This window comes from Streptomyces sp. YIM 121038 (assembly GCF_006088715.1).
In the GTDB taxonomy this organism is placed as follows: domain Bacteria; phylum Actinomycetota; class Actinomycetes; order Streptomycetales; family Streptomycetaceae; genus Streptomyces.
Genome location: NZ_CP030771.1, coordinates 1,992,567 through 2,018,250, shown reverse-complemented (window position 1 = coordinate 2,018,250; position 25,684 = coordinate 1,992,567). Strand labels below are relative to the sequence as shown.

Below are 25,684 nucleotides of genomic sequence, written 5' to 3'. Positions count from 1 at the left end.
TTCTCCAGTACGGAGCCGTCTCACCGGCCGAGGGCGAGCCGCGGGCCCAGGATCGATACCATGGGCACTTCGGGACCTCACCGGGGGACCCGATCGCGCACAGGGAGCGCTCTTGCCAGACGAGTCCCAGCCACTTGCCGCCGCCAAGCCCGTCGATGAGTCCGAGCGGGCCACGGCGCCCGCCGCCACGTCCGCGCGCCGGGCGCCGGGCACGGCGCCGGCGGCCCCCGCGCCGGGCGGGACGACCACGCCCGGCGCCACCCCGGCACGCGGCGAGCAGAGCGAGCAGGCCGCCGGGGCCGACAAGCCGGAGCGGGCGGCCGAGCGGCAGCCCCGCACCGCGCCCCAGCCCGAGCGCCCCGCCCCGCCCCCCGCGGCGGCCCGGCCCGCCACCGGCAAGCCGGAGCGCTCCGGCTCCTCCAACCGCGTGCGCGCCCGCCTGGCCCGCCTGGGCGTACAGCGCTCCAACCCGTACAACCCGGTCCTGGAGCCCCTGCTGCGGATAGTGCGCAGCAACGACCCCAAGATCGAGACCGCCACGCTGCGCCAGATCGAGCGGGCCTACCAGGTCGCCGAGCGCTGGCACCGGGGCCAGAAGCGCAAGAGCGGCGATCCGTACATCACCCATCCGCTGGCCGTCACCACGATCCTGGCGGAGCTGGGGATGGACCCGGCCACGCTCATGGCGGGCCTCCTCCACGACACCGTCGAGGACACCGAGTACGGCCTGGAGCAGCTGCGCCGCGACTTCGGCGACCAGGTCGCCCTCCTCGTCGACGGCGTCACCAAGCTCGACAAGGTCAAGTTCGGCGAGGCCGCGCAGGCCGAGACCGTGCGCAAGATGGTCGTGGCCATGGCCAAGGACCCCCGCGTCCTGGTCATCAAGCTCGCCGACCGCCTGCACAACATGCGCACCATGCGCTACCTCAAGCGCGAGAAGCAGGAGAAGAAGGCCCGCGAGACGCTGGAGATCTACGCTCCGCTGGCGCACCGCCTGGGCATGAACACCATCAAGTGGGAGCTGGAGGACCTCGCCTTCGCGATCCTCTACCCCAAGATGTACGACGAGATCGTGCGCCTGGTCGCCGAGCGCGCCCCCAAGCGCGACGAGTACCTGGCCATAGTGACCGACGAGGTCCAGACCGACCTGCGCTCCGCGCGCATCAAGGCCACCGTCACCGGCCGCCCGAAGCACTACTACAGCGTCTACCAGAAGATGATCGTCCGCGGCCGTGACTTCGCGGAGATCTACGACCTGGTGGGCATCCGCGTCCTCGTCGACACGGTCCGCGACTGCTACGCCGCCCTCGGCACGGTGCACGCGCGATGGAACCCGGTCCCCGGCCGGTTCAAGGACTACATCGCGATGCCCAAGTTCAACATGTACCAGTCGCTGCACACGACGGTCATCGGCCCCAACGGCAAGCCCGTCGAGCTGCAGATCCGCACGTTCGACATGCACCGCCGCGCCGAGTACGGCATCGCCGCGCACTGGAAGTACAAGCAGGAGGCCGTCGCCGGCGCCTCCAAGGTGCGCACCGACGCCCCCAAGTCGTCCGGCAAGAAGGACGACCACCTCAATGACATGGCGTGGCTGCGCCAGCTCCTGGACTGGCAGAAGGAGACCGAGGACCCGGGCGAGTTCCTGGAGTCCCTGCGCTTCGACCTGTCGCGCAACGAGGTCTTCGTCTTCACCCCCAAGGGCGACGTCATCGCGCTGCCCGCGGGTGCCACTCCCGTGGACTTCTCCTACGCCGTGCACACCGAGGTCGGCCACCGCACCATAGGCGCCCGGGTCAACGGCCGGCTCGTGCCGCTCGAATCGACCCTCGACAACGGCGACCTGGTGGAGGTCTTCACCTCCAAGGCCGCGGGCGCGGGCCCCAGCCGCGACTGGCTCGGCTTCGTGAAGTCGCCCCGCGCGCGCAACAAGATCCGGGCCTGGTTCTCCAAGGAGCGCCGCGAGGAGGCCATCGAGCAGGGCAAGGACGCCATCGTGCGGGCCATGCGCAAGCAGAACCTGCCGATCCAGCGCATCCTCACCGGCGACTCGCTCGTCACGCTCGCGCACGAGATGCGCTACCCCGACATCTCGTCCCTGTACGCCGCGATCGGCGAGGGCCACGTCACCGCGCAGAGCGTGGTGCAGAAGCTCGTCCAGGCCCTCGGCGGCGAGGAGGCCGCCAACGAGGACATCGCCGAGAGCGCGCCGCCCGCCCGCAGGGGCCGCTCCAAGCGCCGCTCCAGCGCGGATCCGGGCGTCGTCGTCAAGGGCGTCGACGACGTGTGGGTCAAGCTGGCCCGCTGCTGTACGCCGGTGCCGGGCGACCCGATCATCGGCTTCGTCACGCGCGGCAGTGGCGTATCGGTTCACCGCAGCGACTGTGTGAACGTGGACTCGCTCTCCCGTGAGCCCGAGCGCATCCTCGAGGTCGAGTGGGCGCCCACGCAGTCCTCGGTGTTCCTCGTCGCCATCCAGGTCGAGGCCCTGGACCGCTCGCGCCTGCTCTCGGACGTCACGCGCATCCTCTCGGACCAGCACGTGAACATCCTGTCGGCGGCCGTCCAGACCTCCCGCGACCGCGTCGCCACCTCCCGCTTCACCTTCGAGATGGGCGACCCCAAGCACCTGGGGCACGTCCTGAAGGCGGTCAGGGGAGTGGAGGGCGTGTACGACGTGTACCGCGTGACGTCGGCCCGCCGACCGTAAGCGCACCCCCGGAAACCGGGCTCCACGCAGAGGGGCTCCCGTACGTCGCGTACGGGAGCCCCTCTACGTAGGCGGTGGAGAACCGCTCAGCCGCCGAACTCCTCCAGGCCCTTGAGGGCCTGGTCCAGCAGCGCCTGGCGGCCGTCGAGCTCCTTCTGGAGCTTGTCGGCCTTGGAGTTGTTGCCCGCCGTGCGCGCGGCCTCGATCTGGCCCCGCAACTTGTCCACGGCGGCCTGGAGCTGACCGGTCAGGCCCGCGGCGCGCGCCCGCGCCTCGGGGTTGGTCCGGCGCCACTCGGCTTCCTCGGACTCCTGCAGGGCCCGCTCCACGGCGTGCATCCGGCCCTCGACCTTGGGCCGGGCGTCACGCGGGACGTGGCCGATGGCCTCCCAGCGCTCGTTGATGGAGCGGAAGGCCGCGCGGGCCGCCTTCAGATCCGTCACCGGGACGAGCTTCTCGGCCTCGTCCGCCAGCTCCTCCTTGAGCTTGAGGTTCTCGCCCTGCTCCGCGTCGCGCTCCGCGAAGACCGAGCTGCGCGCCGCGAAGAACACGTCCTGGGCGCCGCGGAAGCGGTTCCACAGGTCGTCCTCGTGCTCGCGCTGGGCACGGCCCGCCGCCTTCCAGTCGGCCATCAGCTCGCGGTAACGCGCCGCCGTCGGGCCCCAGTCCGTCGAGTTCGACAGGGCCTCGGCCTCCGCGACCAGCTTCTCCTTGGCCTTGCGGGCCTCCTCGCGCTGCGCGTCCAGCTGCGCGAAGTGGGCCTTGCGGCGCTTGGAGAACGCCGAGCGGGCGTGCGAGAAGCGGTGCCACAGCTCGTCGTCGGACTTGCGGTCCAGGCGCGGCAGCCCCTTCCAGGTGTCCACGAGCGCCCGCAGCCGCTCGCCCGCCGACCGCCACTGCTCGCTCTGCGCGAGCTCCTCGGCCTCCGCGACCAGCGCCTCCTTGGCGTGCCGCGCCTCGTCCGACTGCTTGGCCTTCTGGGCCTTGCGCTCCTCACGGCGCGCGTCGACCGACGCGACGAGCTTGTCAAGCCGCTTGCTCAGGGCGTCCAGATCGCCCACGGCGTGCGCCTCGTCGACCTGCTGCCGCAGGTGGTCGATGGCGACCGTCGCGTCCTTGGCCGACAGATCGGTCGTCTGCACCCGGCGCTCGAGAAGTCCGATCTCGACGACCAGACCGTCGTACTTGCGCTCGAAATAGGCCAGGGCCTCGTCGGGAGATCCTGCCTGCCACGAACCGACCACTCGCTCGCCGCCGTCGGCCGTACGCACGTACACGGTCCCCGTCTCGTCGACGCGGCCCCACGGGTCGCTGCTCACAGCGCCTCCTCCACATGATGCCTGCACAAGGCCACGGGCCCCCGGCATCGTCCACAGTTTCGTCACCGCCAACATAGGCGACCGGCGGGGCGGCTGTCCGCATCCAGCACGAGCGAAATTCACCGTCCGTGCCCGTGACGCGCACGGGGTCGCCTTCCGGACTTCTCCGGTGCCGCCTCAGGACTTCCGTACGGTCGCCTTGTCGATGACCACGGTCGCGTTCGGCGCCCCGTCGCCCTGCCCGGAACTCTCACCCGCGGCGGCGATCTTCTTCAGGACCTTCATGCCCGCGGCGGAGACGGTCCCGAACGGCGTGTAGTCGGGCGGCAGCTGACTGTCCTGGTAGACGAGGAAGAACTGGCTGCCGCCGGTGTCACGACCCGTCTTCTTGTCGGCCTTGTAGCGGTTCGCCATCGCCACCGTACCCGCCGGGTACACATTGCCCTTCAGGCGCTTGTCCTTCAGGTTCTCGTCCGGGATCGAGTAGCCCGGGGTGCCCTGGCCGGTGCCCTCGGGGTCGCCGCACTGCAGCACGTTGACGTTGCCCGAGGTGAGCCGGTGGCACGCGGTGTGGTCCAAGTACCCCTTGTTCACCAGGAAGTTGAAGGAGTTGACGGTGTGCGGGGCCTTCGCCGCGTCCAGGGCGAGGTCGATGTCGCCGCACGTCGTGCCCAGCTTCATCGTGTACGCGGCCGACTTGTCGATGGTCAGCGCCGGCTCCTTCTTGAAGCTGAGCGGCTTGACCTTGCCCGGCGCCGCCTTGCGGCAGGGGTCGGCGGGCTTGCTGGGCGACGGGCTCGGCGCGGCGTCGTCCTTCGTGGAGCCGCCGCCGTCGAAGGCGCCCGCCGCGTAGGAGGCGGCGCCTCCGGCCACGACCAGGGCGAGCGCGCCCGCGATGACTCCGTTGCGCAGGCGTCGGCGGCGCTGGGCGACCTCCCGCCGCTGCTGCTGCCGCAAGTACTTCTCCCGTGCGAGCTGCTTACGCCGCTGCTGCTGGCTGACCACCGGGCCCACTCCTCGAACGTCTCATCCGTCGTCTCGTACATTCCGCTCGTGCATGCCGTACGCGAGGGCGCACGTGCCGCACGCACACGTACGTCGTCCGCTGTCGGTCTGCTGTCGTCGGCGCGCGGCACGAGGGGCCGCGCGTGCCCCGTACCGTATATGGGTTGGCTGTGGAATCGGCAGCGCCGGTAGGCTCTGACCCGCCGCAATCTCCGCTGCCACTCAGCCGTACGACCACAACGAAGGACGATCGTGCTCATTGCCGGGTTTCCCGCCGGAGCCTGGGGCACCAACTGCTATCTGGTCGCCCCCGCCGCAGGCGAGGAGTGCGTGATCATCGACCCGGGGCACGAGGCCGCCCCGGGCGTCGAGGAAGCGCTCAAGAAGCATCGGCTCAAGCCCGTCGCCGTGATCCTCACCCACGGCCACCTCGACCACGTCGCCTCGGTCGTCCCGGTCTGCGGCGCGCACGACGTGCCCGCCTGGATCCACCCCGAGGACCGGTACATGATGAGCGACCCGGAGAAGGCCCTCGGCCGCTCCATCGGGGCCCAGCTCATGGGCGAGCTGACGGTCGGGGAGCCCGACGACCTGCGGGAGCTGACGGACGGGGCGAACCTCAGCCTCGCCGGGCTCGACCTCACCGTCGCGCACGCGCCGGGCCATACGAGGGGGTCGGTGACCTTCAGGATGCCCGAGACGGCCGACATCCCGTCGGTCTTCTTCTCGGGCGACCTGCTGTTCGCCGGCTCCATCGGACGCACCGACCTGCCCGGCGGCTCCCACCCCGAGATCCTCGAGTCGCTGGCCCGGGTGTGCCTGCCGCTCGACGACTCGACCGTGGTGCTTTCGGGCCACGGCCCCCAGACGACCATCGGCCAGGAGCGCGCCACCAACCCGTATCTGCGGCAGGTGGCCGCCGACCGCCAAGGCCGGGGCGCGGACCCGACGTCCGCACCCCGACGAGGAATGTGACGAGAGACTGCTGAAGTGAGCACCTTCAAGGCCCCCAAGGGCACGTACGACCTGCTGCCGCCCGCCTCCGCGACGTATCTGGCGGTGCGCGAGGCCATCGCGGCCCCCCTGCGCAACTCCGGGTACGGCTATGTGGAGACCCCCGGCTTCGAGAACGTCGAGCTGTTCGCGCGCGGCGTCGGCGAGTCCACGGACATCGTCACCAAGGAGATGTACGCCTTCGAGACCAAGGGCGGCGACAAGCTCGCCCTGCGCCCCGAAGGCACCGCGTCCGTGCTGCGCGCCGCCCTGGAGGCCAACCTGCACAAGGCGGGCAACCTCCCGGTCAAGCTCTGGTACTCGGGCTCGTACTACCGCTACGAGCGCCCGCAGAAGGGCCGCTACCGCCACTTCTCGCAGGTCGGCGCGGAGGCCATCGGTGCCGAGGACCCGGCGCTCGACGCCGAGCTGATCATCCTGGCCGACCAGGCCTACCGCTCCCTCGGCCTGAAGCAGTTCCGCATCCTGCTGAACTCGCTCGGCGACAAGGAGTGCCGCCCCGTCTACCGCGCCGCGCTCCAGGACTTCCTGCGCGCGCTCGACCTGGACGAGGAGACGCGCCGCCGCATCGACATCAACCCGCTGCGCGTCCTGGACGACAAGCGTCCCGAGGTGCAGCAGCAGCTCGTCGGCGCCCCGCTCCTGCGCGACTACCTGTGCGACGGCTGCAAGGCGTACCACGAGCAGGTGCGCGAGCTCCTGACGGCGGCGGGCGTGGTGTACGAGGACGACCCGAAGCTGGTCCGCGGCCTCGACTACTACACGCGCACGACCTTCGAGTTCGTCCACGACGGCCTCGGCTCGCAGTCCGCCGTCGGCGGCGGCGGCCGCTACGACGGCCTGTCCGAGATGATCGGCGGCCCCGCGCTGCCGTCCGTCGGCTGGGCGCTCGGCGTGGACCGCACGGTGCTCGCCCTGGAGGCGGAGGGCGTCTCCCTGGAGCTGCCGGCGGCCACCAGCGTGTTCGCGGTGCCGCTCGGCGAGGAGGCGAGGCGGGTGCTCTTCGGCAAGGTCACCGAGCTGCGCAAGGCCGGGATCGCGGCGGACTTCTCGTACGGCGGGAAGGGCCTGAAGGCGGCGATGAAGGCGGCCAACCGCTCCGGCGCGCGGTTCGCGATCGTCGCGGGTGAGCGCGACCTCGACGAGGGCGTGGTCCAGCTGAAGGAGATGGCGACGGGGGAGCAGACGGCGGTGGCGCTGGACGCGGTCGTCGAGGAGCTGCGCACGCGGCTCGCGTGAGGCCGAGGGGCCGGAGGACGACGCGCCCTCCGGCCCCGCCCCGCAACAGGGAGCACGCTCCCCTCCGGTTGGCGTTTTTCATGGCGCCCGGATCACCCCCGCGTCAGCAGGGAAAAGGGAAGCGCGGTGCTCAACGGCCCGTACGGCTGAAGGTCACGGGTGCCGCAGTCCAACGTGATGGTCACCGCAGCACGCCGTCCCCCTCGTAGGTGTCCCCTTATGTCCACCCGACAGTGGACACACAGGAGCTTGCGGCACAATGACCCTGCCCCGGGCCACCCACGAGCGATGGAAACGGCGTGATGAGCAAACCGATGTCAGTGCAGCAGTCAGTGAAGGACGGCGCCGCTCCGGGCGAGGACCGTGCGGACGTGTCCGGTTCCGTCGGCGGGAGCCGGGCGTTCGCGCTGCTTCTGGTGGTCACGGGTGTGGCGGGGCTGTGGGCCTCGTGGATCATCACGCTCGACAAGTTCGAGCTGTTGAAGGACCCGAACTTCCAGCCCGGATGCAGCATCAACCCGGTGGTGGCCTGCGGCAGCATCATGAAGAGCGACCAGGCGGAGGCGTTCGGGTTCCCGAACCCGATGCTGGGGCTCGCGGCCTACGCCGTGGTGATCGGCGTGGGGATGAGCCTGCTGGCCGGGGCGCGGTTCCCGCGGTGGTACTGGCTCACGTTCAACGCGGGCACGCTGTTCGGCGTGGGGTTCTGCACGTGGCTGCAGTTCCAGTCGCTGTACCGGATCAACGCGCTGTGCCTGTGGTGCTGCCTGGCGTGGGTCGCCACGATCCTGATGTTCTGGTACGTGACGTCCTTCAACGTCCGCAACGGCTTCCTGGCCGCCCCGCGCTGGCTGAAGAGCTTCTTCGAGGACTTCACCTGGGCGCTGCCGGTCATGCACGTCGGCGTGATCGCCGTACTGATCTTCACGCGCTGGGGCACCGACCTCTGGGCCTGAGCCCGCGCACCGGCGGCCCCGGACCGATTGTCAGTGGGGTGGCATAGGGTTCTCGACGTGGAGCCCGACCTGTTCACCGCCGCAGCAGAGGACCGCCAGGAGAAGGACCCGGCGAGCAGTCCTCTGGCCGTCCGCATGCGCCCGCGCACGATCGACGAAGTCGTCGGCCAGCAGCATCTGCTGCGGCCCGGTTCGCCGCTGCGCCGCCTCGTCGGCGAGGGCAGCGGCGGGCCCGCGGGACCGTCCTCGGTGTTCCTGTGGGGCCCGCCCGGCATCGGCAAGACGACGTTGGCGTACGTGGTCTCCAAGGCGACGAACAAGCGCTTCGTGGAGCTGTCCGCGATCACCGCGGGCGTCAAGGAGGTCCGCGCGGTCATCGACGGCGCCCGCCGGGCCATGGGCGGCCACGGCAAGGAGACGGTCCTCTTCCTCGACGAGATCCACCGCTTCAGCAAGGCCCAGCAGGACTCCCTGCTCCCCGCCGTCGAGAACCGCTGGGTGACCCTGATCGCGGCGACCACCGAGAATCCGTACTTCTCGGTGATCTCCCCGCTCCTGTCCCGCTCCCTGCTCCTGACCCTGGAGCCGCTCACGGACGACGACCTGCGCGGCCTGCTGCGGCGCGCCCTCACCGAGGAGCGCGGCCTGGGGGGAGCGGTCACCCTGCCCGAGGAGGCCGAGGCGCACCTCCTGCGGATCGCCGGCGGTGACGCGCGCCGGGCCCTGACCGCCCTGGAGGCGGGCGCGGGCGCGGCCCTCGCCAAGGGCGAGAAGGAGATCACGCTCCAGACCCTGGAGGAGTCCGTCGACCGCGCGGCGGTGAAGTACGACCGCGCGGGCGACCAGCACTACGACGTCGCGAGCGCCCTCATCAAGTCCATCCGGGGCTCGGACGTGGACGCGGCCCTGCACTATCTGGCCCGGATGATCGAGGCGGGCGAGGACCCCCGGTTCATCGCCCGCCGCCTGATGATCTCCGCGAGCGAGGACATCGGCCTGGCCGACCCCAACGCCCTGCCCATCGCCGTCGCCGCGGCCCAGGCCGTCGCCATGATCGGCTTCCCCGAGGCCGCGCTGACCCTGAGCCACGCCACCATCGCCCTCGCCCTCGCCCCGAAGTCGAACGCGGCGACGACGGCGATCGGCGCCGCCCTCGAAGACGTCCGCAAGGGCCACGCGGGCCCGGTCCCGCCCCATCTGCGCGACGGCCACTACAAGGGCGCGGCCAAGCTGGGCCACGCCCAGGGCTATGTCTACCCGCACGACCTGGCCGAGGGCATCGCCCCCCAGCAGTACGCCCCGGACGCCCTCAAGGACCGCACGTACTACACCCCCACCCGCCACGGCACTGAGGCGCGCTACGCGGACGCGGTGGAGTGGACCAGGAAACACCTGGGTCGCAAGCGGCCCTGAGCAGCCTGTAGACTTCCCCGAAGTGCTGAGTCCCGTGTCCGGTCCCGTACCGGCACCACCAGAGCGGGACATCCAGCCGGAGATCCGGCCCCCGGGCGGGGATCTCCAGGAGCGTCGCGCACCGTCGAAGGTGTCGCGGGCAGCCCACCACCATCCCCCGAGGGGAAGCGGTCGGTGGGCCACTCGCGTGCTGCACATAGTGCCCAGACCCAGGAGCGGCTGCCGGGTGTGTCCCTCAGGGGCCCGCCGGGTTTCCCGGGCTGCGGATGTGACCTCCCCTAACCCTGGTGAAGCCGATTTCGTACAGAAGAGCAGAGGTGTTTGGTTCATGGCGAACCAGTCCCGCCCCAAGGTCAAGAAGTCGCGTGCCCTCGGCATCGCGCTGACCCCGAAGGCCGTCAAGTACTTCGAGGCCCGCCCCTACCCGCCGGGCGAGCACGGCCGCGGCCGCAAGCAGAACTCGGACTACAAGGTCCGTCTGCTCGAGAAGCAGCGTCTGCGCGCGCAGTACGACGTGTCCGAGCGTCAGCTCGTCCGCGCCTACGAGCGTGCCGCCAAGACCCAGGGCAAGACCGGTGAGGCCCTGGTCATCGAGCTGGAGCGTCGTCTCGACGCCCTGGTCCTGCGTTCGGGCATCGCCCGCACGATCTACCAGGCCCGTCAGATGGTCGTCCACGGCCACATCGAGGTCAACGGCCACAAGGTCGACAAGCCGTCCTTCCGTGTGAAGCCGGACGACGTCGTCATGGTCCGCGAGCGCAGCCGCCAGAAGCCGCTGTTCGAGGTCGCGCGCGAGGGTGGCTTCGCCGCCGACGGCGAGACCCCGCGCTACCTCCAGGTCAACCTGAAGGCCCTGGCCTTCCGCCTGGACCGCGAGCCGAACCGCAAGGAGATCCCCGTGATCTGCGACGAGCAGCTCGTCGTCGAGTACTACGCCCGCTGATCCGGACGTAGCCTCACCTGGCTCAGCCCGCCGTCTCCCCGCCCTTACGGGTCGGGGAGGCGGCGGGTTCGCGCGTGTGGGGGGCCGGTCCTTCGGCCCGTGCCGCGCGCCTGCCGCGCCGCGGCCCCGGGGCCGCGGCGCCGCCCCGGCCGAGCGCCCGCGCCACCGCCGCGTCCGGCGGCAGCAGGGCCCCGGCCCGCAGCTGGGCCTCGTACAGCTCGTCGCCCAGCCGCTCCCTGGCCCGCGCCTCGCACAGCGCGTGCGGGCCGCCGAAGTACTGCGAACCGAACAGCGGCAGCCCCACCGACGGCCAGATCCGTGAGGCCACGCCCTGGAGCACGGCCGCCTCCGCCGCGTCGCCCTCCGTCACCGTGAACAGCGCGAGCAGCTCCACCGCGAGGACCGTGCCGAGCAGGTCGTGGAAGGCGTGGTCGAGGTCGAGGCAGCGCGTCACGAGCTCGCGCGCGAGGTCCGGCTCGCCCCGCGTCCACGCCGCGTACCCGAGGACGTACAGCGCGTAGGCCAGCGTCCAGCGCTCGCCGTGGTCCTCGCACACCTGCCGCACGTCCTCGCACAGCGCCACGGCGTCACCGAGGGACCCCTGGAAGGCCAGGGTCATCGCCAGCTCCACCTGGCCCATCAGCACGTTGCTGTTCAGCTCGCCGATGCGCCGGTAGGCGTCGAGGGCGGTGCGCAGCAGCCGCTCCGCGCGCGGCATGTCGTCCGAGACCAGGGCGAGACAGCCCAGACGGTGCACGGCGTACGCCGCCGCGACGGCGCTGCCCGTGCGCTCGGCGGTGTCCTGGCACTCCTGGAGCGCGCACAGCGCGGGCACCGTGTCGCCCTGCAGGATCGCCACGTAGCCGAGCACCCACAGCGCCTTCAGGCGCGACTCCTCGTGGCCGCCCTCCAGGTCCGCGGCCCGGTCCAGCCAGTGCCTGCCCTCCGCGAGCCGCCCGCAGCCCACCCAGCAGAACCACAGCGTGCCCGCGAGGTACTGGCCGAGGTGCGTCTCCTCCGGCTCGGTCAGACAGAACTCCAGGGCGGCCCGCAGATTGGGCAGCTCGCACTCGACGAGCGTGGCGACCTCGGCCTGCCGGGGCGAGAACCAGTCCAGCTCGCACCAGGTGGCCAGGCCCATGTACCAGTCGCGGTGCCTGCGCCGCATCCGCGCGGTGTCCCCGGTCGCCCGCAGCCACTCGGCACCGTACGCCCTGACGGTGTCGAGCATGCGGTAGCGCACGCCCGTGGGGCTGTCCTCGCGGGTCAGGACCGACTGCGCGAGCAGCTCGTCGACGAGGTCGAGCACCTCCTCGGCGAGCAGCCCGTCGCCGCTGCACACGTACTCGACGGCCTCCAGGTCGAAGGGCCCGGAGAACACCGAGAGCCGGGTCCACAGCAGCCGCTCCTGTGCCGTGCACAGCTCGTGGCTCCAGCCGATCGCCGTACGCAGCGTCTGGTGCCGGGGCAGCAGATCGCGGTGGGCCCCGGTCAGGAGCCGGAAGCGGTCGTCCAGGCGGGCGAGCAGCTGCCCCGGCGAGAGCGCCCGCAGCCGTCCGGCGGCGAGCTCCAGGGCGAGCGGGATGCCGTCCAGGCGGCGGCACAGCTCCAGGACCTCGGTGCGGTGGCCGCCGTCGAGGGCGAAGCCGGGCAGGCAGGCCGCGGCCCGCTCGGCGAACAGGGCCGCCGCGTCCGGCTCCGCCATCGGCGCGAGCGGGAAGACGCGCTCGCCCGCCATGCCGAGGGGCCTGCGTCCGGCGGCGAGGACCCGCAGGCCCGGGCAGCGCACGAGGAGGTCGCGCACCAGGGAGGCGGTGGCCGCCACGAGGTGCTCGAACCCGTCCACCACGAGCAGCAGTTCCCGCCCGGCGAGCCGGTCGAGCAGCACCTGGCGGGGCGAGCGGCTCGTGTGGTCGGTCAGCTCCAGGGCGCTGGCGAGCGCGTGTTCCACGAGCTCGGGGTCGCGCACGGAGTCCAGCTCCACCAGCCAGGCGCCGTCGCGCGGCCGGACGGCGGCGGCCGCCCGCGCCGCGAGCCGGGACTTGCCGACGCCGCCGACCCCGGTCACCGTGATCAGCCGGGCGGCCGCCAACGCCTCGGTGAGGGCGGTCAGTTCGGCGCCGCGCCCCACGAAGGCGGTGAGCTCCGCCGGGAGGTTGCCCGCGGGGCCGTCCGCCGCCGGGTCCGGGGGCGGGGACGACGGGCCGGCGGCGGCTGCTGAATCGTTCCGACGGTCGTCGGGGCGCTGAGGGCGTCGCATGGGGTACGGAGCGTACTCACGCGTAAGCGGTACGTACAATCAGCTCGCGTCAGTTCCGTGCAAGCCCCCCGCTCCAAGTGCCGCGTGCGGTAATGCGGTACGGAGCCGGGGCCCCGGCGCGATAGGGTCGGAGCACGACTTTTCGACGTTCGACGACCCTGGAATCCAGGGCGGTGTCTCAGGGAGCGGTGCACAGTGTCCGGTGGAGAGGTGGCCGGGATCCTGGTGGCCGTCTTCTGGGCGATTCTGGTCTCCTTCCTGGCGGTGGCGCTGGCGAGGCTGGCGCAGACGCTCAGGGCGACCACCAAGCTCGTCGCGGACGTGACCGAGCAGGCGGTGCCGCTCCTCGCCGACGCGTCGACGGCGGTGCGCTCCGCGCAGACCCAGATCGACCGCGTGGACGCCATCGCCTCCGACGTCCAGGAGGTCACGTCGAACGCGTCGGCGCTGTCGACGACCGTGGCCTCCACCTTCGGCGGCCCCCTGGTCAAGGTCGCGGCGTTCGGCTACGGAGTGCGCCGGGCCATCAGCCGTAAGGAAGTGCCCGCCAAGCCGTCCCGTCGTACGGTGATCGTGGGCCGCACCCTCCCGTCGGCACGGCGGGGCAAGCGGAAGAAGGACTGACGCAGCGATGTTCCGACGTACGTTCTGGTTCACCGCGGGCGCGGCCGCCGGCGTCTGGGCCACCACCAAGGTCAACCGCAAGCTGAAGCAGCTCACCCCGGAGAGCCTCGCCGCGCGCGCCGCCGACAAGGCCGTCGAGGCCGGGCACCGGCTCAAGGACTTCGCACTCGACGTCCGTGACGGCATGGCCGAGCGGGAGGCCGAGCTGGGGGACGCCCTCGGGCTGAACGCCCCGGTCGACCCCGAGCTGCCCGCCCAGCGCCGCCTCGCGCTCGTCGAGCCCGCCACCAAGAAGAACCCCAAGTCCCTCGCGAACACGACGGACACGACGTACTCGTACAACCGGAATGAGGACCACTGATGGAGTCGGCTGAAATCCGTCGCCGCTGGCTGAGCTTCTTCGAGGAGCGTGGGCACAAGGTCGTGCCGTCGGCGTCACTGATCGCGGACGACCCGACGCTGCTCCTCGTCCCCGCGGGCATGGTGCCCTTCAAGCCCTACTTCCTGGGTGAGACCAAGCCGCCCGCCCCGCGCGTCACCAGCGTCCAGAAGTGCGTGCGCACGCCGGACATCGAAGAGGTCGGCAAGACGACCCGGCACGGCACGTTCTTCCAGATGTGCGGCAACTTCTCCTTCGGTGACTACTTCAAGGAAGGCGCGATCAAGCTCGCCTGGGAGCTGCTCACCTCGCCCCAGGACAAGGGCGGTTACGGCCTGGACCCGGAGAAGCTCTGGATCACCGTCTACAAGGAGGACGACGAGGCGGAGCGCATCTGGCGCGACGTGATCGGCGTCCCCGCCGAGCGCATCCAGCGCCTGGGCATGGGCCCGAACTTCTGGTCCATGGGCGTGCCCGGCCCCTGCGGCCCGTGCTCCGAGATCAACTACGACCGCGGTCCCGAGTTCGGCGAGGAGGGCGGCCCGGCCGTCAACGACGAGCGCTACGTGGAGATCTGGAACCTGGTCTTCATGCAGTACGAGCGCGGCGCGGGCACGGGCAAGGAGGACTTCCCGATCCTCGGCGACCTGCCGTCGAAGAACATCGACACGGGTCTCGGCCTGGAGCGCCTGGCCATGATCCTGCAGGGCGTACAGAACATGTACGAGACCGACACCCTGCGCGTCGTCATCGACAAGGCCACCGAGCTGACCGGCGTGCGCTACGGCGCCGAGCACGGCTCGGACGTCTCGCTGCGCGTGGTCGCCGACCACATGCGCACCTCCGTGATGCTCATCGGCGACGGCGTCACCCCCGGCAACGAGGGCCGTGGCTACGTCCTGCGCCGCATCATGCGCCGCGCCATCCGCAACATGCGCCTGCTCGGCGCCACCGGCCCCGTCGTCGCGGAGCTCGTCGACTCGGTCATCAAGACCATGGGCGAGCAGTACCCGGAGCTGCTCACCGACCGCAAGCGCATCGAGACCGTCGCGCTCGCCGAGGAGGCCGCCTTCCTCAAGGCCCTCAAGGGCGGCACGAACATCCTCGACACGGCCGTCAGCGACACCAAGGCCGCCGGTTCCAGCGTGCTGCCGGGCGACAAGGCGTTCCTGCTCCACGACACCTGGGGCTTCCCGATCGACCTCACCCTGGAGATGGCCGCCGAGCAGGGCCTGACCGTGGACGAGGACGGCTTCCGCCGCCTGATGAAGGAGCAGCGGGAGCGCGCCAAGGCCGACGCCCAGGCCAAGAAGACCGGCCACGCGGACATGGGCGCCTACCGCGAGATCGCCGACAGCTCCGGCGCCACCGACTTCACCGGCTACAGCCTGACCGAGAACGAGGCCGTGATCGTCGGCCTCCTGGTCAACGGCGCCTCCTCGCCCGCCGCCACCGAGGGTGACGAGGTCGAGGTCGTCCTGGACCGCACCCCGTTCTACGCCGAGGGCGGCGGCCAGATCGGCGACACCGGCCGCATCCGCCTGGACAGCGGCGCCGTCATCGAGGTCCGCGACGTCCAGAAGCCGGTGCCGGGCGTGCACGTCCACAAGGGCGTCGTGCAGGTCGGCGAGGTCACGGTCGGCGCCCCGGTGTGGGCCTCGATCGACTCCCACCGCCGCCGCGCCATCGCCCGCGCCCACTCCGCCACGCACCTCACGCACCAGGCGCTGCGCGACGCCCTCGGCCCGACGGCCGCCCAGGCCGGTTCCGAGAACCAGCCGGGCCGCTTCCGGTTCGACTTCGGCTCGCCGTCCGCCGTGCCCACGGCCGTGATGACGGACGTCGAGCAGCGGATCAACGAGGTCCTCTCCCGCGAGCTGGACGTCCAGGCCGAGGTCATGTCCCTGGACGAGGCCAAGAAGGCGGGCGCCATCGCCGAGTTCGGCGAGAAGTACGGCGAGCGCGTGCGCGTGGTGACCATCGGTGACTTCTCCAAGGAGCTGTGCGGCGGCACCCACGTGCACAACACCGCCCAGCTGGGTCTCGTGAAGCTGCTCGGCGAGTCCTCCATCGGCTCCGGCGTGCGCCGCATCGAGGCCCTGGTCGGCGTGGACGCGTACAACTTCCTGGCCAAGGAGCACACGGTCGTCGCCCAGCTCCAGGAGCTGGTCAAGGGCCGTCCGGAGGAGCTGCCCGAGAAGATCTCCGGCATGCTCGCCAAGCTGAAGGACGCCGAGAAGGAGATCGAGAAGTTCCGCGCGGAGAAGGTCCTCGCGGCCGCCGCCGGTCTCGCCAAGGGCGCCAAGGACGTGGGCGGCATCGCCCTGGTCACCGGCCAGGTCCCGGACGGTACGGGCGCCGACGACCTGCGCAAGCTGGTCCTCGACGTGCGCGGCCGCATCCCCGGCGACCGCCCGGCCGTGGTCGCCCTGTTCACCTCGGCCAACGGCAAGCCCCTCACGGTCATCGCCACCAACGAGGCCGCGCGTGAGCGCGGTCTGAAGGCCGGTGACCTGGTCCGCACCGCCGCCAAGACCCTCGGCGGCGGAGGCGGCGGCAAGCCGGACGTCGCCCAGGGCGGTGGCCAGAACGTGGCCGCCGTCGGCGACGCCATCGCCGCCGTCGAGCGCCTCGTCGGCGAAACCGCCCGATGAGCTCCGTCAGACGCGGCCGCCGCCTGGCGATCGACGTCGGGGACGCCCGGATCGGGGTCGCCTCGTGCGACCCCGACGGGATCCTCGCGACGCCGGTGGAGACGGTGCCGGGCCGGGACGTCCCGGCCGCCCACCGCCGCCTTCGCCAGCTCGTGGAGGAGTACGAGCCCATCGAGGTCGTGGTCGGACTCCCTCGCTCCCTCAAGGGGGGCGAGGGCCCGGCCGCCGTCAAGGTCCGCGCCTTCGCCCAGGAGCTCGCCGCCGGGATCGCCCCCGTTCCGGTGAGGCTCGTGGACGAGAGGATGACCACAGTGACGGCCAGTCAGGGACTGCGCGCCTCCGGGGTGAAGTCCAAAAAGGGCAGGTCTGTCATCGATCAGGCCGCGGCGGTCATCATCCTGCAGCAGGCCCTGGAGTCCGAACGGGCGTCAGGCGAGGCTCCGGGTGAGGGCGTCGAAGTGGTCATCTGATCGCGATACGGTAACGTTCCGCGCGGTGTGGCGGCGTTCGAACAGCCGCTACACAGCATCAAGAGGCGGAACGGTTGCCCTGGGATCCAGACGGCGGCCCCCGCCTCGCGGCTCGTAGGGGATCGATGACTGAGTATGGCCGGGGCCCAGGCTCCGAACCGTGGCATCCGGAGGACCCGTTGTACGGGGACGGCGGATGGGGAGGACAGCAGGCCGCCGACGGCCAGTCCCCCTACGGCGGCCAGGGGCAGTACCACCCGCAGCAGCCGCAGCAGGCCCACCCCCAGCAGCCGTACGGCGAGTGGGACGCGGGCCAGCAGCAGTCCTACGGTCATCAGCAGGGGTACGACCCCCTGCAGGCGCAGTACAACGGCGGTCCCCAGCCGCACGACGGCGGCTGGGACACCGGCCGGCCCGGCCAGGTCCCCTACGGCGGCGATCCGGCCGACCCCTACGGGCAGCAGCAGCCCGCCGCGTACGGCGAGGAGCGCCCGGACTTCTACGGCACGCCCGAGGCGTATCCGCCGCCCGAGCCGCCGGGCCGGCGCCGCCCCGCCCCCGAGCCCGACCACGAGACCGGCTGGGATCCCGGCCCCGACCAGGGCGAGCACGCCTTCTTCGCGGGCGGCGACGAGGACGAGGACCGCGATGACGCGGCCCGCGGCAGCCGGAGCGAGCGGCGCGGCCGCGGCGGCAAGAAACCCAAGAAACGGCGCAGCGGCTGCGCCTGTCTGGTCGTGGCCGCGGTGTTCGCGGGCGGCATCGGCGGGGTCGGGTACTTCGGCTACCAGTTCTACCAGGATCGTTTCGGCACGGCCCCGGACTACACGGGCGACGGCATCGACGCCAAGGCGACGGTCACGATCAACAAGGGCGCCACCGGCGGCGCCATCGGCCAGGCGCTCAAGGACGCCGGGGTCGTCAAGAGCGTCGACGCGTTCGTCTCCGCGCAGGGCAAGAACCCCGAGGGCCAGAAGATCCAGGCGGGCGTCTACACGCTCAAGAAAGAGATGTCGGCCGCCGCCGCCCTTGAATTGATGCTCAGCCCGAAGAGCCGCGACAACCTCATCATTCCGGAAGGCAAGCGGAATGCGTGGGTGTACAAGCAGATCGACGAGCGGCTCGAACTCGACGAGGGCACCACGAAGAACATCGCCCAGAAGGACTGGAAGCAGCTCGGGCTTCCCCAGTGGGCCGTCGCCAACATGGGCAGCAAGGTCAAGGACCCGCTCGAAGGCTTCCTCTACCCCTCCAGCTATCCGGTCGCCAAGGGCCAGAAGCCCGCGGACGTCCTGAAGAAGATGGTCGCCCAAGCCACCGAGGAATACGACGAGTTGGGCGTCGAGGGCAAGGCCAAGGAGCTGAAGCTCAAGAACCCCTTCGAGCTCATCACGGTCGCGAGCCTGGTCCAGGCCGAGGGCAAGACCCACGAGGACTTCCGCAAGATGGCCGAGGTCATCTACAACCGGCTCAAGCCCGGCAACATGGAGACGGTCGGCTATCTCCAATTCGACTCGACCTTCAATTACCTGATGGGCCAGAGCAAGATCAAGATCAGCGAGAGCGAGATCAAGACCAACCCCGACCCGTACAACACGTACAAGCACACGGGACTGCCGCCGGGGCCCATCGGAAATCCGGGCGAGGTGGCACTGAAGGCGGCACTCAATCCGTCGACGGACGGCTGGCTCTACTTCGTCGCCACCGACGGCATGAACAAGACCGAATTCGCCAAGACCCACGCCGAATTCCTGAAGCTGAAGGACAAGTTCAATGCGAGCACAGGAGGCTGAGGCCCGGCACCGGGCGGCCGTACTCGGATCGCCCATCGCCCACTCCCTCTCCCCGGTGCTGCACCGCGCCGCGTACCAGGAGCTGGGTCTCGCCGAGTGGCGCTACGACCGCTTCGAGATCGACGAGGCGGCGCTGCCCGGATTCGTCGAGCGGCTCGGGCCCGCGTGGGCGGGGCTCTCGCTCACGATGCCGCTGAAGCGCGCGGTGATGCCGCTGCTCGACGAGGTCAGCGAGACCGCCGCGTCCGTGGAGGCCGTCAACACGGTCGTGCGCACGGACGACGGACGGCTCCTCGGCGACAACACCGACATCCCCGGCATGGTCGCGGCGCTGCGCGAGCGCGGCATCGAGCAGGTCGAATCCGCCGCGGTCCTGGGCGCGGGCGCCACCGCCTCGTCCGCCCTCGCCGCCCTTGCGCGGATCTGCACCGGCGAGGTCGTCGCGTACGTCCGCAGCGCGGAGCGCGCCGCCGAGATGCGGCAGTGGGGCGAGCGGCTCGACATCGAGGTGCGCACCGCCGACTGGGCGGACGCCGAGCGGGCCCTGCGAGCGCCGCTGGTGATCGCCACCACCCCCGCGGGCAGCACGGACGCCCTGTCCCACGCGGTGCCCGAGCGGCCCGCCACGCTCTTCGACGTGCTCTACGACCCGTGGCCCACCGCCCTCGCGGCCCGCTGGTCGGCGTACGGCGGGGCCGTCGTCAGCGGCCTCGACCTGCTCGTGCACCAGGCCGTCCTCCAGGTCGAGCAGATGACGGGGCGCTCGCCCGCGCCGCTCGACGCCATGCGCAAGGCGGGCGAACAGGCGCTGGCCGCGCGCTGAGCCCCGGCCCGGACTTGCCCATCCCGGTGTCCGCCGAGTGGACCGGGGCCGGTGCGGGGCGCCGGACGTGGGAGGATCAGGGGAGGCGGGCCAGGCCGCGCACCCGGTCGCGCCGTCGCAGTTCCAGGCGCGAGCAGGAGGAGCACCGTTGAGCAGGTTGCGCTGGCTGACCGCGGGGGAGTCCCACGGCCCCGCACTCGTCGCGACGCTGGAGGGACTTCCCGCCGGCGTGCCGATCACCACGGAGATGGTGGCGGACCACCTGGCCCGGCGCCGCCTCGGCTATGGACGCGGCGCCCGCATGAAGTTCGAGCGTGACGAGGTCACCTTCCTCGGCGGCGTGCGCCACGGCCTGACCATGGGCTCGCCCATCGCGGTCATGGTGGGCAACACCGAGTGGCCCAAGTGGGAGCAGGTCATGGCGGCCGACCCGGTCGACCCGGCCGAGCTCGCCGAGCTGGCGCGCAACGCGCCGCTGACCCGCCCCCGCCCCGGCCACGCCGACCTCGCGGGCATGCAGAAGTACGGCTTCGACGAGGCCCGGCCCGTCCTGGAGCGCGCCTCCGCCCGCGAGACCGCGGCCCGCGTCGCGCTCGGCGCGGTGGCCCGCTCGTACCTGAAGGAGACGGCCGGGATCGAGATCGTCTCCCACGTCGTGGAGCTGGCGAAGGCCAAGGCCCCCTACGGCGTGTACCCGACGCCCGCCGACGTGGAGCGCCTCGACGCCGACCCGGTCCGCTGCCTGGACGCCGACGCGTCGAAGGCGATGGTCGCCGAGATCGACCAGGCCCACAAGGACGGCGACACCCTCGGCGGCGTCGTCGAGGTGCTCGCCTACGGCGTGCCCGTCGGGCTCGGCTCGCACGTGCACTGGGACCGCCGTCTGGACGCGCGCCTCGCCGCGGCCCTCATGGGCATCCAGGCCATCAAGGGCGTCGAGGTCGGCGACGGCTTCGAGCTCGCCCGCGTGCCCGGCTCGCAGGCGCACGACGAGATCGTCTCCACGGACGAGGGCATCCGGCGCACCACCGGCCGCTCCGGCGGCACCGAGGGCGGTCTGACCACCGGTGAGCTGCTGCGCGTGCGCGCGGCGATGAAGCCGATCGCGACGGTGCCGCGCGCGCTCGCCACGGTCGACGTGGCCACCGGCGAGGCCACCAAGGCCCACCACCAGCGCTCCGACGTGTGCGCGGTCCCGGCCGCCGGGATCGTCGCCGAGGCCATGGTCGCCCTCGTCCTCGCGGACGCGGTCGCGGAGAAGTTCGGCGGCGACAGCGTGCCGGAGACCCGGCGCAACGTGCGGTCGTACCTCGACCACCTCCAGATCCGGTGAGCACCCCGGCACCGGAGGGCGCCGGCGCGCCGCGCATCGTGCTCGTCGGGCCCATGGGCTCCGGCAAGTCCACCGTCGGCGGGCTGCTCGCCGAGCGGCTCGGCCTGCCCTACCGGGACACCGACGCGGACATCGTGGCGGCCGAGGGCCGCGAGATCTCCGACATCTTCGTCGAGGACGGCGAGGAGCACTTCCGCGCCCTGGAGCGCGCGGCGGTGCGCGCCGCCGTCGCCGGGCACGAGGGCGTACTCGGCCTCGGCGGCGGCGCGGTCCTCGACGAGGGCACCCGGTCGCTGCTGCGCGGCCTGCCCGTCGTCTACCTCTCGATGGACGTCGAGGAGGCGGTGCGCCGCGTCGGCCTCGGCACCGCGCGGCCGCTGCTCGCCGTCAATCCGCGCAAGCAGTGGCGCGAGCTGATGGACGCCCGCCGTCCCCTGTACGAAGAAGTCGCCCGCGCCGTCGTCGCCACCGACGGCCGGACCCCCGAAGAGGTCGCGGAAGCGGTCCTCGACGCCCTGGAGTTGACAGAAGCATGAGTGAGGCAGTGACGCGGATCCCCGTCGGCGGCACGGCGGGCACGGAGCCGTACGAGGTGCTCGTCGGGCGACAGCTGCTCGGTGAGCTCGGCGGCCTGATCGGCGGCTCGGCCAAGCGCGTGGCCGTCATCCACCCCGAGGCGCTCGCCGACACCGGCGAGGCGCTCCGCCAGGACCTGGCGGACCAGGGGTACGAGGCGGTGGCCATCCAGGTGCCCAACGCCGAGGAGGCCAAGACCGCCGAGGTCGCCGCCTACTGCTGGAAGGCGCTCGGCCAGTCCGGCTTCACCCGCACCGACGTGATCGTCGGTGTGGGCGGCGGCGCCACCACCGACGTGGCCGGGTTCGTGGCCGCGACCTGGCTGCGCGGGGTGCGCTGGATCGCGGTCCCCACGACCGTGCTCGCCATGGTGGACGCGGCGGTCGGCGGGAAGACCGGCATCAACACCGCCGAGGGCAAGAACCTGGTCGGCTCCTTCCACCCGCCCGCCGGTGTGCTCTGCGACCTCGCGGCGCTGGACTCGCTGCCGGTGCACGACTACGTCTCCGGGCTCGCGGAGATCATCAAGGCCGGGTTCATCGCGGACCCCGCGATCCTCGACCTGATCGAGGCCGACCCGCAGGCGGCCCGCACGCCCGCCGGGCCGCACACCGCCGAGCTGATCGAGCGCTCCATCAGGGTCAAGGCCGACGTCGTCTCCGGCGATCTGAAGGAGTCCGGGCGGCGCGAGATCCTCAACTACGGGCACACGCTGGCGCACGCCATCGAGAAGAACGAGCGCTACCAGTGGCGCCACGGCGCGGCCGTCGCGGTCGGCATGCACTTCGCGGCCGAACTCGGTCGCGTGGCCGGACGGTTGGACGACGAGACGGCGGACCGGCACCGCACGGTCCTGGAGTCCGTCGGACTGCCCCTGAGCTACCGCTACGACCAGTGGCCCAAGCTCCTGGAGACGATGAAGGTCGACAAGAAGTCCCGTGGCGACCTGCTGCGCTTCATCGTCCTGGACGGCCTCGGCAAGCCGACCGTCCTGGAGGGGCCGGATCCGGCGGTGCTGCTCGCCGCGTACGGCGAGGTCGCCGACTGACCGTTCGCTCCGCCCGCGCGCGGGCGGAGCGAAACAAGCCACGGGCACTTCGGGGCCGCCCCGGCCGTTCACACAACGTCGGCCGGGGGCGGTACCGTTCAATGCGGGTGGCCCCGCCGCCCGTACCAGGTCAGTCGCACGAGACGGAGTGGCACCGGATGCAGCACACCGTGGGGTCTCCGCTGCCGCCGCCCCCTCAGCCGGGGCACGGACCGGCCACCGGCTGGTCGGTGTCCGCCCCCCACCCGAGCGCCCCGCAGCCGGGTGCCGTGCCCGTCGGCGCGCCGCACGTCGCGCCCGCGCCGGGCTTCGCGGCCACTGCCTCCGGCCCCGCACCGCACCCTCCGGGCCCGGCGCCCCTGCCGCCCGCCGCCCACGCTCCGGGGGCCCCACAGGCCCCTGGCGCCCCGCACGCGCCGGGAGCGCCGCACGTGCCCGGCGGAGCCCCCCACACGCCAGGGGGAGCCCCGCACGTGCCCGGGGGAGCCCCCCACGCCCCGGGGGGAGCCCCGCACCCCCACGCCGTCCCGCACGCCGCGCACCACGCCCCGGCCCCGGCGCCGCCCGCCCGCGACACCACGAGCCACATCCAGCTCCCGCCCGGCGGCCCCGTCGCCGTGCCGAGCCCGCCGCCCGGCACGGCCCCCGCCGACACGGGCTCCACGACCCTCGCCGTGCTCCTCATCGGCCCCGCGGGCGCGGGCAAGACCAGCGTCGCCAAGTACTGGGCCGAGCACCGCCGGGTGCCGACGGCCCACATCAGCCTCGACGACGTCCGCGAATGGGTGCGCTCGGGCTTCGCCGACCCCCAGACGGGGTGGAACGACAACTCCGAGGCGCAGTACCGCCTGGCCCGCCGCACCTGCGGCTTCGCCGCGCGGAACTTCCTGGCCAACGGCATCTCCTGCGTCCTCGACGACGCGGTCTTCCCGGACCGCCCGGTCGTCGGCCTCGGCGGCTGGAAGCGGCACGTGGGCCCCGGCCTGCTGCCCGTCGTCCTGCTGCCCGGCCTGGAGGTCGTCCTGGAGCGCAACGCCCAGCGCTCGGGCAACCGCCGCCTCACCGACGAGGAGGTGGCCCGCATCCACGGCCGCATGGCCGGCTGGTACGGCTCGGGCCTGCCCATCATCGACAACTCCCAGCTGGACGTCCCCGCCACGGCCCACGTCCTGGACGAGGTCCTCACCCGCGCCCTCACGAGCCCGCCCCAGTGGTAGTCCCGGGCCGCTAGAGCCGCACGGTCACGACTGCGTCACCACCGAGCCGAAGCCCCCGCGCGCCCGCCACCCCCGGCGCTACGGTCTGCTCCCAGCGAGCACGACCCCTTGGGGGACGCCATGAGCCATCCGTACGCACCCACGCCCTCGCCCCGGCCCGCGCCGAGATGGGCGCGCAAGCGCTACGTCATCCCCGCCCTGGTCCTCGCCTGCTTCCTCGGCGCGGCCGTGAGAGGCGGCGGGGACGAGGGCGGGTCCCCCAGCGCGGCGCCGGACCCCACCGTCACTGCGACCGAGACCCTCACCAGGACGCGCACCGCGACGCCGACGGCCGAGCCGGAGCCGGAGCCGACCGAGACCGTCACCGTGCGCGCGACGAAGACGGTCAGGGCCACCGTCACGGCGCGGCCGCCCGCGGGCGGCGGCTCCGCCGCCGACGGGACCGACGACGGGACCGATGGCGTGGGCGGCGGTGACGTGGGCGGTGGCGGTGGTGTCTCCTTCGCCAACTGCGCCGAGGCGCGCGCCGCGGGTGCGGCACCCGTGCACCAGGGCGATCCGGGGTACGGACGGCACCTCGACCGTGACGGCGACGGGGTGGGCTGCGATACCTGACCGGGTGGACCGGGTGGACCGGGTGGACCGGGTGGACCGGGTGGACCGGGCGGGCAGGGCGGGCAGGGGAGTCCGTCAACCCGGCCCGGCCCCGCCCCTCGTCCGCGCGGCCCTGACGCCCGGTCGGACGCGCTGAACCGGCCCGGACGGGAGCGCGCTCTTAGGCTCGCCCCATGTCAGAGGTGTACGCGGCCCGGCGGGAGCGGGTCAGGGAGCGGTGTGCGGGGGGTGGCGCGGCCCTGGTGTCACGGCCCGCCAACATCCGCTATCTCGCGGGTGCGGCGCCCCAGGGGGCCGCCCTCCTCCTGGGCCGGTCCGAGGACGTCCTGCTGTGCCCGCGGCCGCCGGGGGAGGAGGACGGTCCCGAGCGGCCCGACACCGAGCTGCGCACCCGGGTCCTCGACGCCCCGGACGGCGACGCCGCCGTCGCGGCGGCCGGGCAGGCGCAGGCGCAGGGCGCGGAGTCCCTGGCCGTCGAGGAGCACCACCTCAGCGTGGCCCGGCACCGGGCCCTGGCGTCCGTGGCGCCCCGGCTGCGCCTGGTCGACCTCGCGCGGGGCGTGGAGCAGCTGCGCCTGGTCAAGGACGAGGAGGAGATCTCCTGTCTGCGGATCGCGGCGGAGATCGCCGACCAGGCCCTCGGGGAGCTCCTGGAGTCGATCCTGGTGGGCCGCACGGAGCGCCATCTCGCCCTGGAGCTGGAGCGGCGGCTCGTCGACCACGGCGCGGACGGCGCGGCCTTCCCGACCTCCGTGGCCACCGGGCCGCACTCCGGGCGCGGCGGCCACCGCCCCACCGACCGGCGCGTCGAGGAGGGCGACTTCCTCTCCGTGTGCCTCGGCGCCGCGTACCGCGGCTACCGCAGCGAGGTCGGGCGGACCTTCGTGATCGGGACCTCGCCCGCGGACTGGCAGATCGAGCTCTACGACGTCGTCTTCGCCGCGCAGCGGGCGGGCCGCGAGGCCCTCACACCCGGTGCCGCCTGCCGCGACGTGGACCGCGCGGCCCGCCACGTCCTGGACGCCGCCGGGTACGCGGAGGGCCTCGCCGCACGCACCGGACACGGCGTCGGGCTCGAAATCGACGAGGACCCGCAGTTGGCGCCCGCAGCCATGGGTAAACTGGATGCTTGCGTGCCGGTCACCGTCGAACCGGGGGTTCACCTCCCGGGCCGGGGCGGGGTCCGGATCGATGACACGCTCGTCGTCCGCTGCGAGGCGGACGGCGGACCCGAGCTACTCACCATCACGACCAAGGAGCTGCTCGCGCTGTAGCGCGTGCGCCGGGGTCGTC

The 25,684-nt window shown here is 72.3% G+C and carries 21 protein-coding genes; 18 read left to right on the top strand and 3 right to left on the bottom strand.

The annotated features are described in order from the left end of the window. Positions 1-112 precede the first annotated feature (112 nt). Positions 113-2,710 (top strand): bifunctional (p)ppGpp synthetase/guanosine-3',5'-bis(diphosphate) 3'-pyrophosphohydrolase, encoded by a 2,598-nt coding sequence (locus C9F11_RS07985; RefSeq protein WP_138958585.1) that lies wholly within the window; start codon positions 113-115, stop codon positions 2,708-2,710. 86 nt (positions 2,711-2,796) lie between these two features. Here the strand turns inward: C9F11_RS07985 and C9F11_RS07980 are convergent, their stop codons facing one another. Together C9F11_RS07980 and C9F11_RS07975 are read right to left on the bottom strand one after the other, a co-directional pair. Next, entirely contained in the window at positions 2,797-4,029 is a 1,233-nt protein-coding gene (locus C9F11_RS07980) for a DUF349 domain-containing protein (protein ID WP_138958584.1), read from the bottom strand. 177 nt (positions 4,030-4,206) lie between these two features. Beyond that, positions 4,207-5,034: a peptidylprolyl isomerase gene (locus C9F11_RS07975; protein WP_138958583.1), complete on the bottom strand. Its 828-nt coding sequence runs from the start codon at positions 5,032-5,034 to the stop codon at positions 4,207-4,209. Between the two features lie 252 nt (positions 5,035-5,286). On the opposite strand from C9F11_RS07975, the gene C9F11_RS07970 reads away from it, so the two are divergent. From C9F11_RS07970 to rpsD, 5 genes are all read left to right on the top strand, one after another. Continuing rightward, positions 5,287-6,009 (top strand): MBL fold metallo-hydrolase, encoded by a 723-nt coding sequence (locus C9F11_RS07970; protein ID WP_138958582.1) that lies wholly within the window; start codon positions 5,287-5,289, stop codon positions 6,007-6,009. 15 nt (positions 6,010-6,024) lie between these two features. After that, positions 6,025-7,287 carry a histidine--tRNA ligase gene (gene hisS / locus C9F11_RS07965; protein ID WP_138958581.1) on the top strand — a complete coding sequence of 421 codons (1,263 nt, stop codon included), beginning with the start codon at positions 6,025-6,027 and terminating at the stop codon, positions 7,285-7,287. Between the two features lie 314 nt (positions 7,288-7,601). Continuing rightward, entirely contained in the window at positions 7,602-8,243 is a 642-nt protein-coding gene (locus tag C9F11_RS07960; protein WP_138958580.1) for a vitamin K epoxide reductase family protein, read from the top strand. A gap of 57 nt (positions 8,244-8,300) precedes the next feature. Continuing rightward, positions 8,301-9,656, top strand: coding sequence for a replication-associated recombination protein A (locus C9F11_RS07955; RefSeq protein ID WP_138958579.1), 1,356 nt, complete (start codon positions 8,301-8,303; stop codon positions 9,654-9,656). Between the two features lie 328 nt (positions 9,657-9,984). Then, positions 9,985-10,599: a 30S ribosomal protein S4 gene (gene rpsD, locus C9F11_RS07950; RefSeq protein ID WP_138958578.1), complete on the top strand. Its 615-nt coding sequence runs from the start codon at positions 9,985-9,987 to the stop codon at positions 10,597-10,599. 22 nt (positions 10,600-10,621) lie between these two features. On the opposite strand, the gene C9F11_RS07945 is transcribed toward rpsD, so the two are convergent. Next, a complete protein-coding gene (locus tag C9F11_RS07945; RefSeq protein WP_249401639.1) occupies positions 10,622-12,859 on the bottom strand; it encodes an AAA family ATPase in 2,238 nt (745 codons plus the stop codon). 195 nt (positions 12,860-13,054) lie between these two features. Between C9F11_RS07945 and C9F11_RS07940 the strand changes: the two genes are divergently transcribed. From C9F11_RS07940 to C9F11_RS07885, 12 genes are all read left to right on the top strand, one after another. Then, entirely contained in the window at positions 13,055-13,483 is a 429-nt protein-coding gene (locus tag C9F11_RS07940; RefSeq protein ID WP_030681106.1) for a DUF948 domain-containing protein, read from the top strand. Positions 13,484-13,490: 7 nt separating this feature from the next. Continuing rightward, positions 13,491-13,844 carry a DUF6167 family protein gene (locus C9F11_RS07935; protein ID WP_138958577.1) on the top strand — a complete coding sequence of 118 codons (354 nt, stop codon included), beginning with the start codon at positions 13,491-13,493 and terminating at the stop codon, positions 13,842-13,844. Beyond that, the gene (gene alaS, locus C9F11_RS07930) at positions 13,844-16,516 is read left to right on the top strand and encodes an alanine--tRNA ligase (protein ID WP_138958576.1); all 2,673 of its coding nucleotides are present in this window, start codon (positions 13,844-13,846) and stop codon (positions 16,514-16,516) included. The genes C9F11_RS07935 and alaS overlap by 1 nt, the downstream gene beginning before the upstream one ends. Further along, a complete protein-coding gene (gene ruvX, locus C9F11_RS07925; protein WP_138958575.1) occupies positions 16,513-16,986 on the top strand; it encodes a Holliday junction resolvase RuvX in 474 nt (157 codons plus the stop codon). The genes alaS and ruvX overlap by 4 nt, the downstream gene beginning before the upstream one ends. Positions 16,987-17,111: 125 nt before the next feature. Next, a complete protein-coding gene (mltG, locus tag C9F11_RS07920) occupies positions 17,112-18,779 on the top strand; it encodes an endolytic transglycosylase MltG (protein WP_138958574.1) in 1,668 nt (555 codons plus the stop codon). Beyond that, complete coding sequence (locus tag C9F11_RS07915) at positions 18,760-19,602, top strand: shikimate dehydrogenase (protein ID WP_138958573.1); 843 nt, start codon at positions 18,760-18,762, stop codon at positions 19,600-19,602. Before mltG ends, C9F11_RS07915 begins: the two co-directional genes overlap by 20 nt. Before the next feature lie 148 nt (positions 19,603-19,750). Beyond that, the gene (gene aroC / locus C9F11_RS07910) at positions 19,751-20,935 is read left to right on the top strand and encodes a chorismate synthase (RefSeq protein ID WP_138958572.1); all 1,185 of its coding nucleotides are present in this window, start codon (positions 19,751-19,753) and stop codon (positions 20,933-20,935) included. 53 nt (positions 20,936-20,988) lie between these two features. Then, the gene (locus tag C9F11_RS07905; RefSeq protein WP_138966230.1) at positions 20,989-21,471 is read left to right on the top strand and encodes a shikimate kinase; all 483 of its coding nucleotides are present in this window, start codon (positions 20,989-20,991) and stop codon (positions 21,469-21,471) included. Next, a complete protein-coding gene (aroB, locus tag C9F11_RS07900) occupies positions 21,468-22,559 on the top strand; it encodes a 3-dehydroquinate synthase (protein WP_138958571.1) in 1,092 nt (363 codons plus the stop codon). Before C9F11_RS07905 ends, aroB begins: the two co-directional genes overlap by 4 nt. Positions 22,560-22,717: 158 nt before the next feature. Next, positions 22,718-23,776: an AAA family ATPase gene (locus tag C9F11_RS07895; RefSeq protein ID WP_138958570.1), complete on the top strand. Its 1,059-nt coding sequence runs from the start codon at positions 22,718-22,720 to the stop codon at positions 23,774-23,776. Positions 23,777-23,896: 120 nt separating this feature from the next. Continuing rightward, positions 23,897-24,391 carry an excalibur calcium-binding domain-containing protein gene (locus C9F11_RS07890; RefSeq protein ID WP_138958569.1) on the top strand — a complete coding sequence of 165 codons (495 nt, stop codon included), beginning with the start codon at positions 23,897-23,899 and terminating at the stop codon, positions 24,389-24,391. A gap of 173 nt (positions 24,392-24,564) precedes the next feature. After that, entirely contained in the window at positions 24,565-25,665 is a 1,101-nt protein-coding gene (locus tag C9F11_RS07885; RefSeq protein WP_138958568.1) for an aminopeptidase P family protein, read from the top strand. The last annotated feature ends 19 nt before the right edge of the window (positions 25,666-25,684 follow it).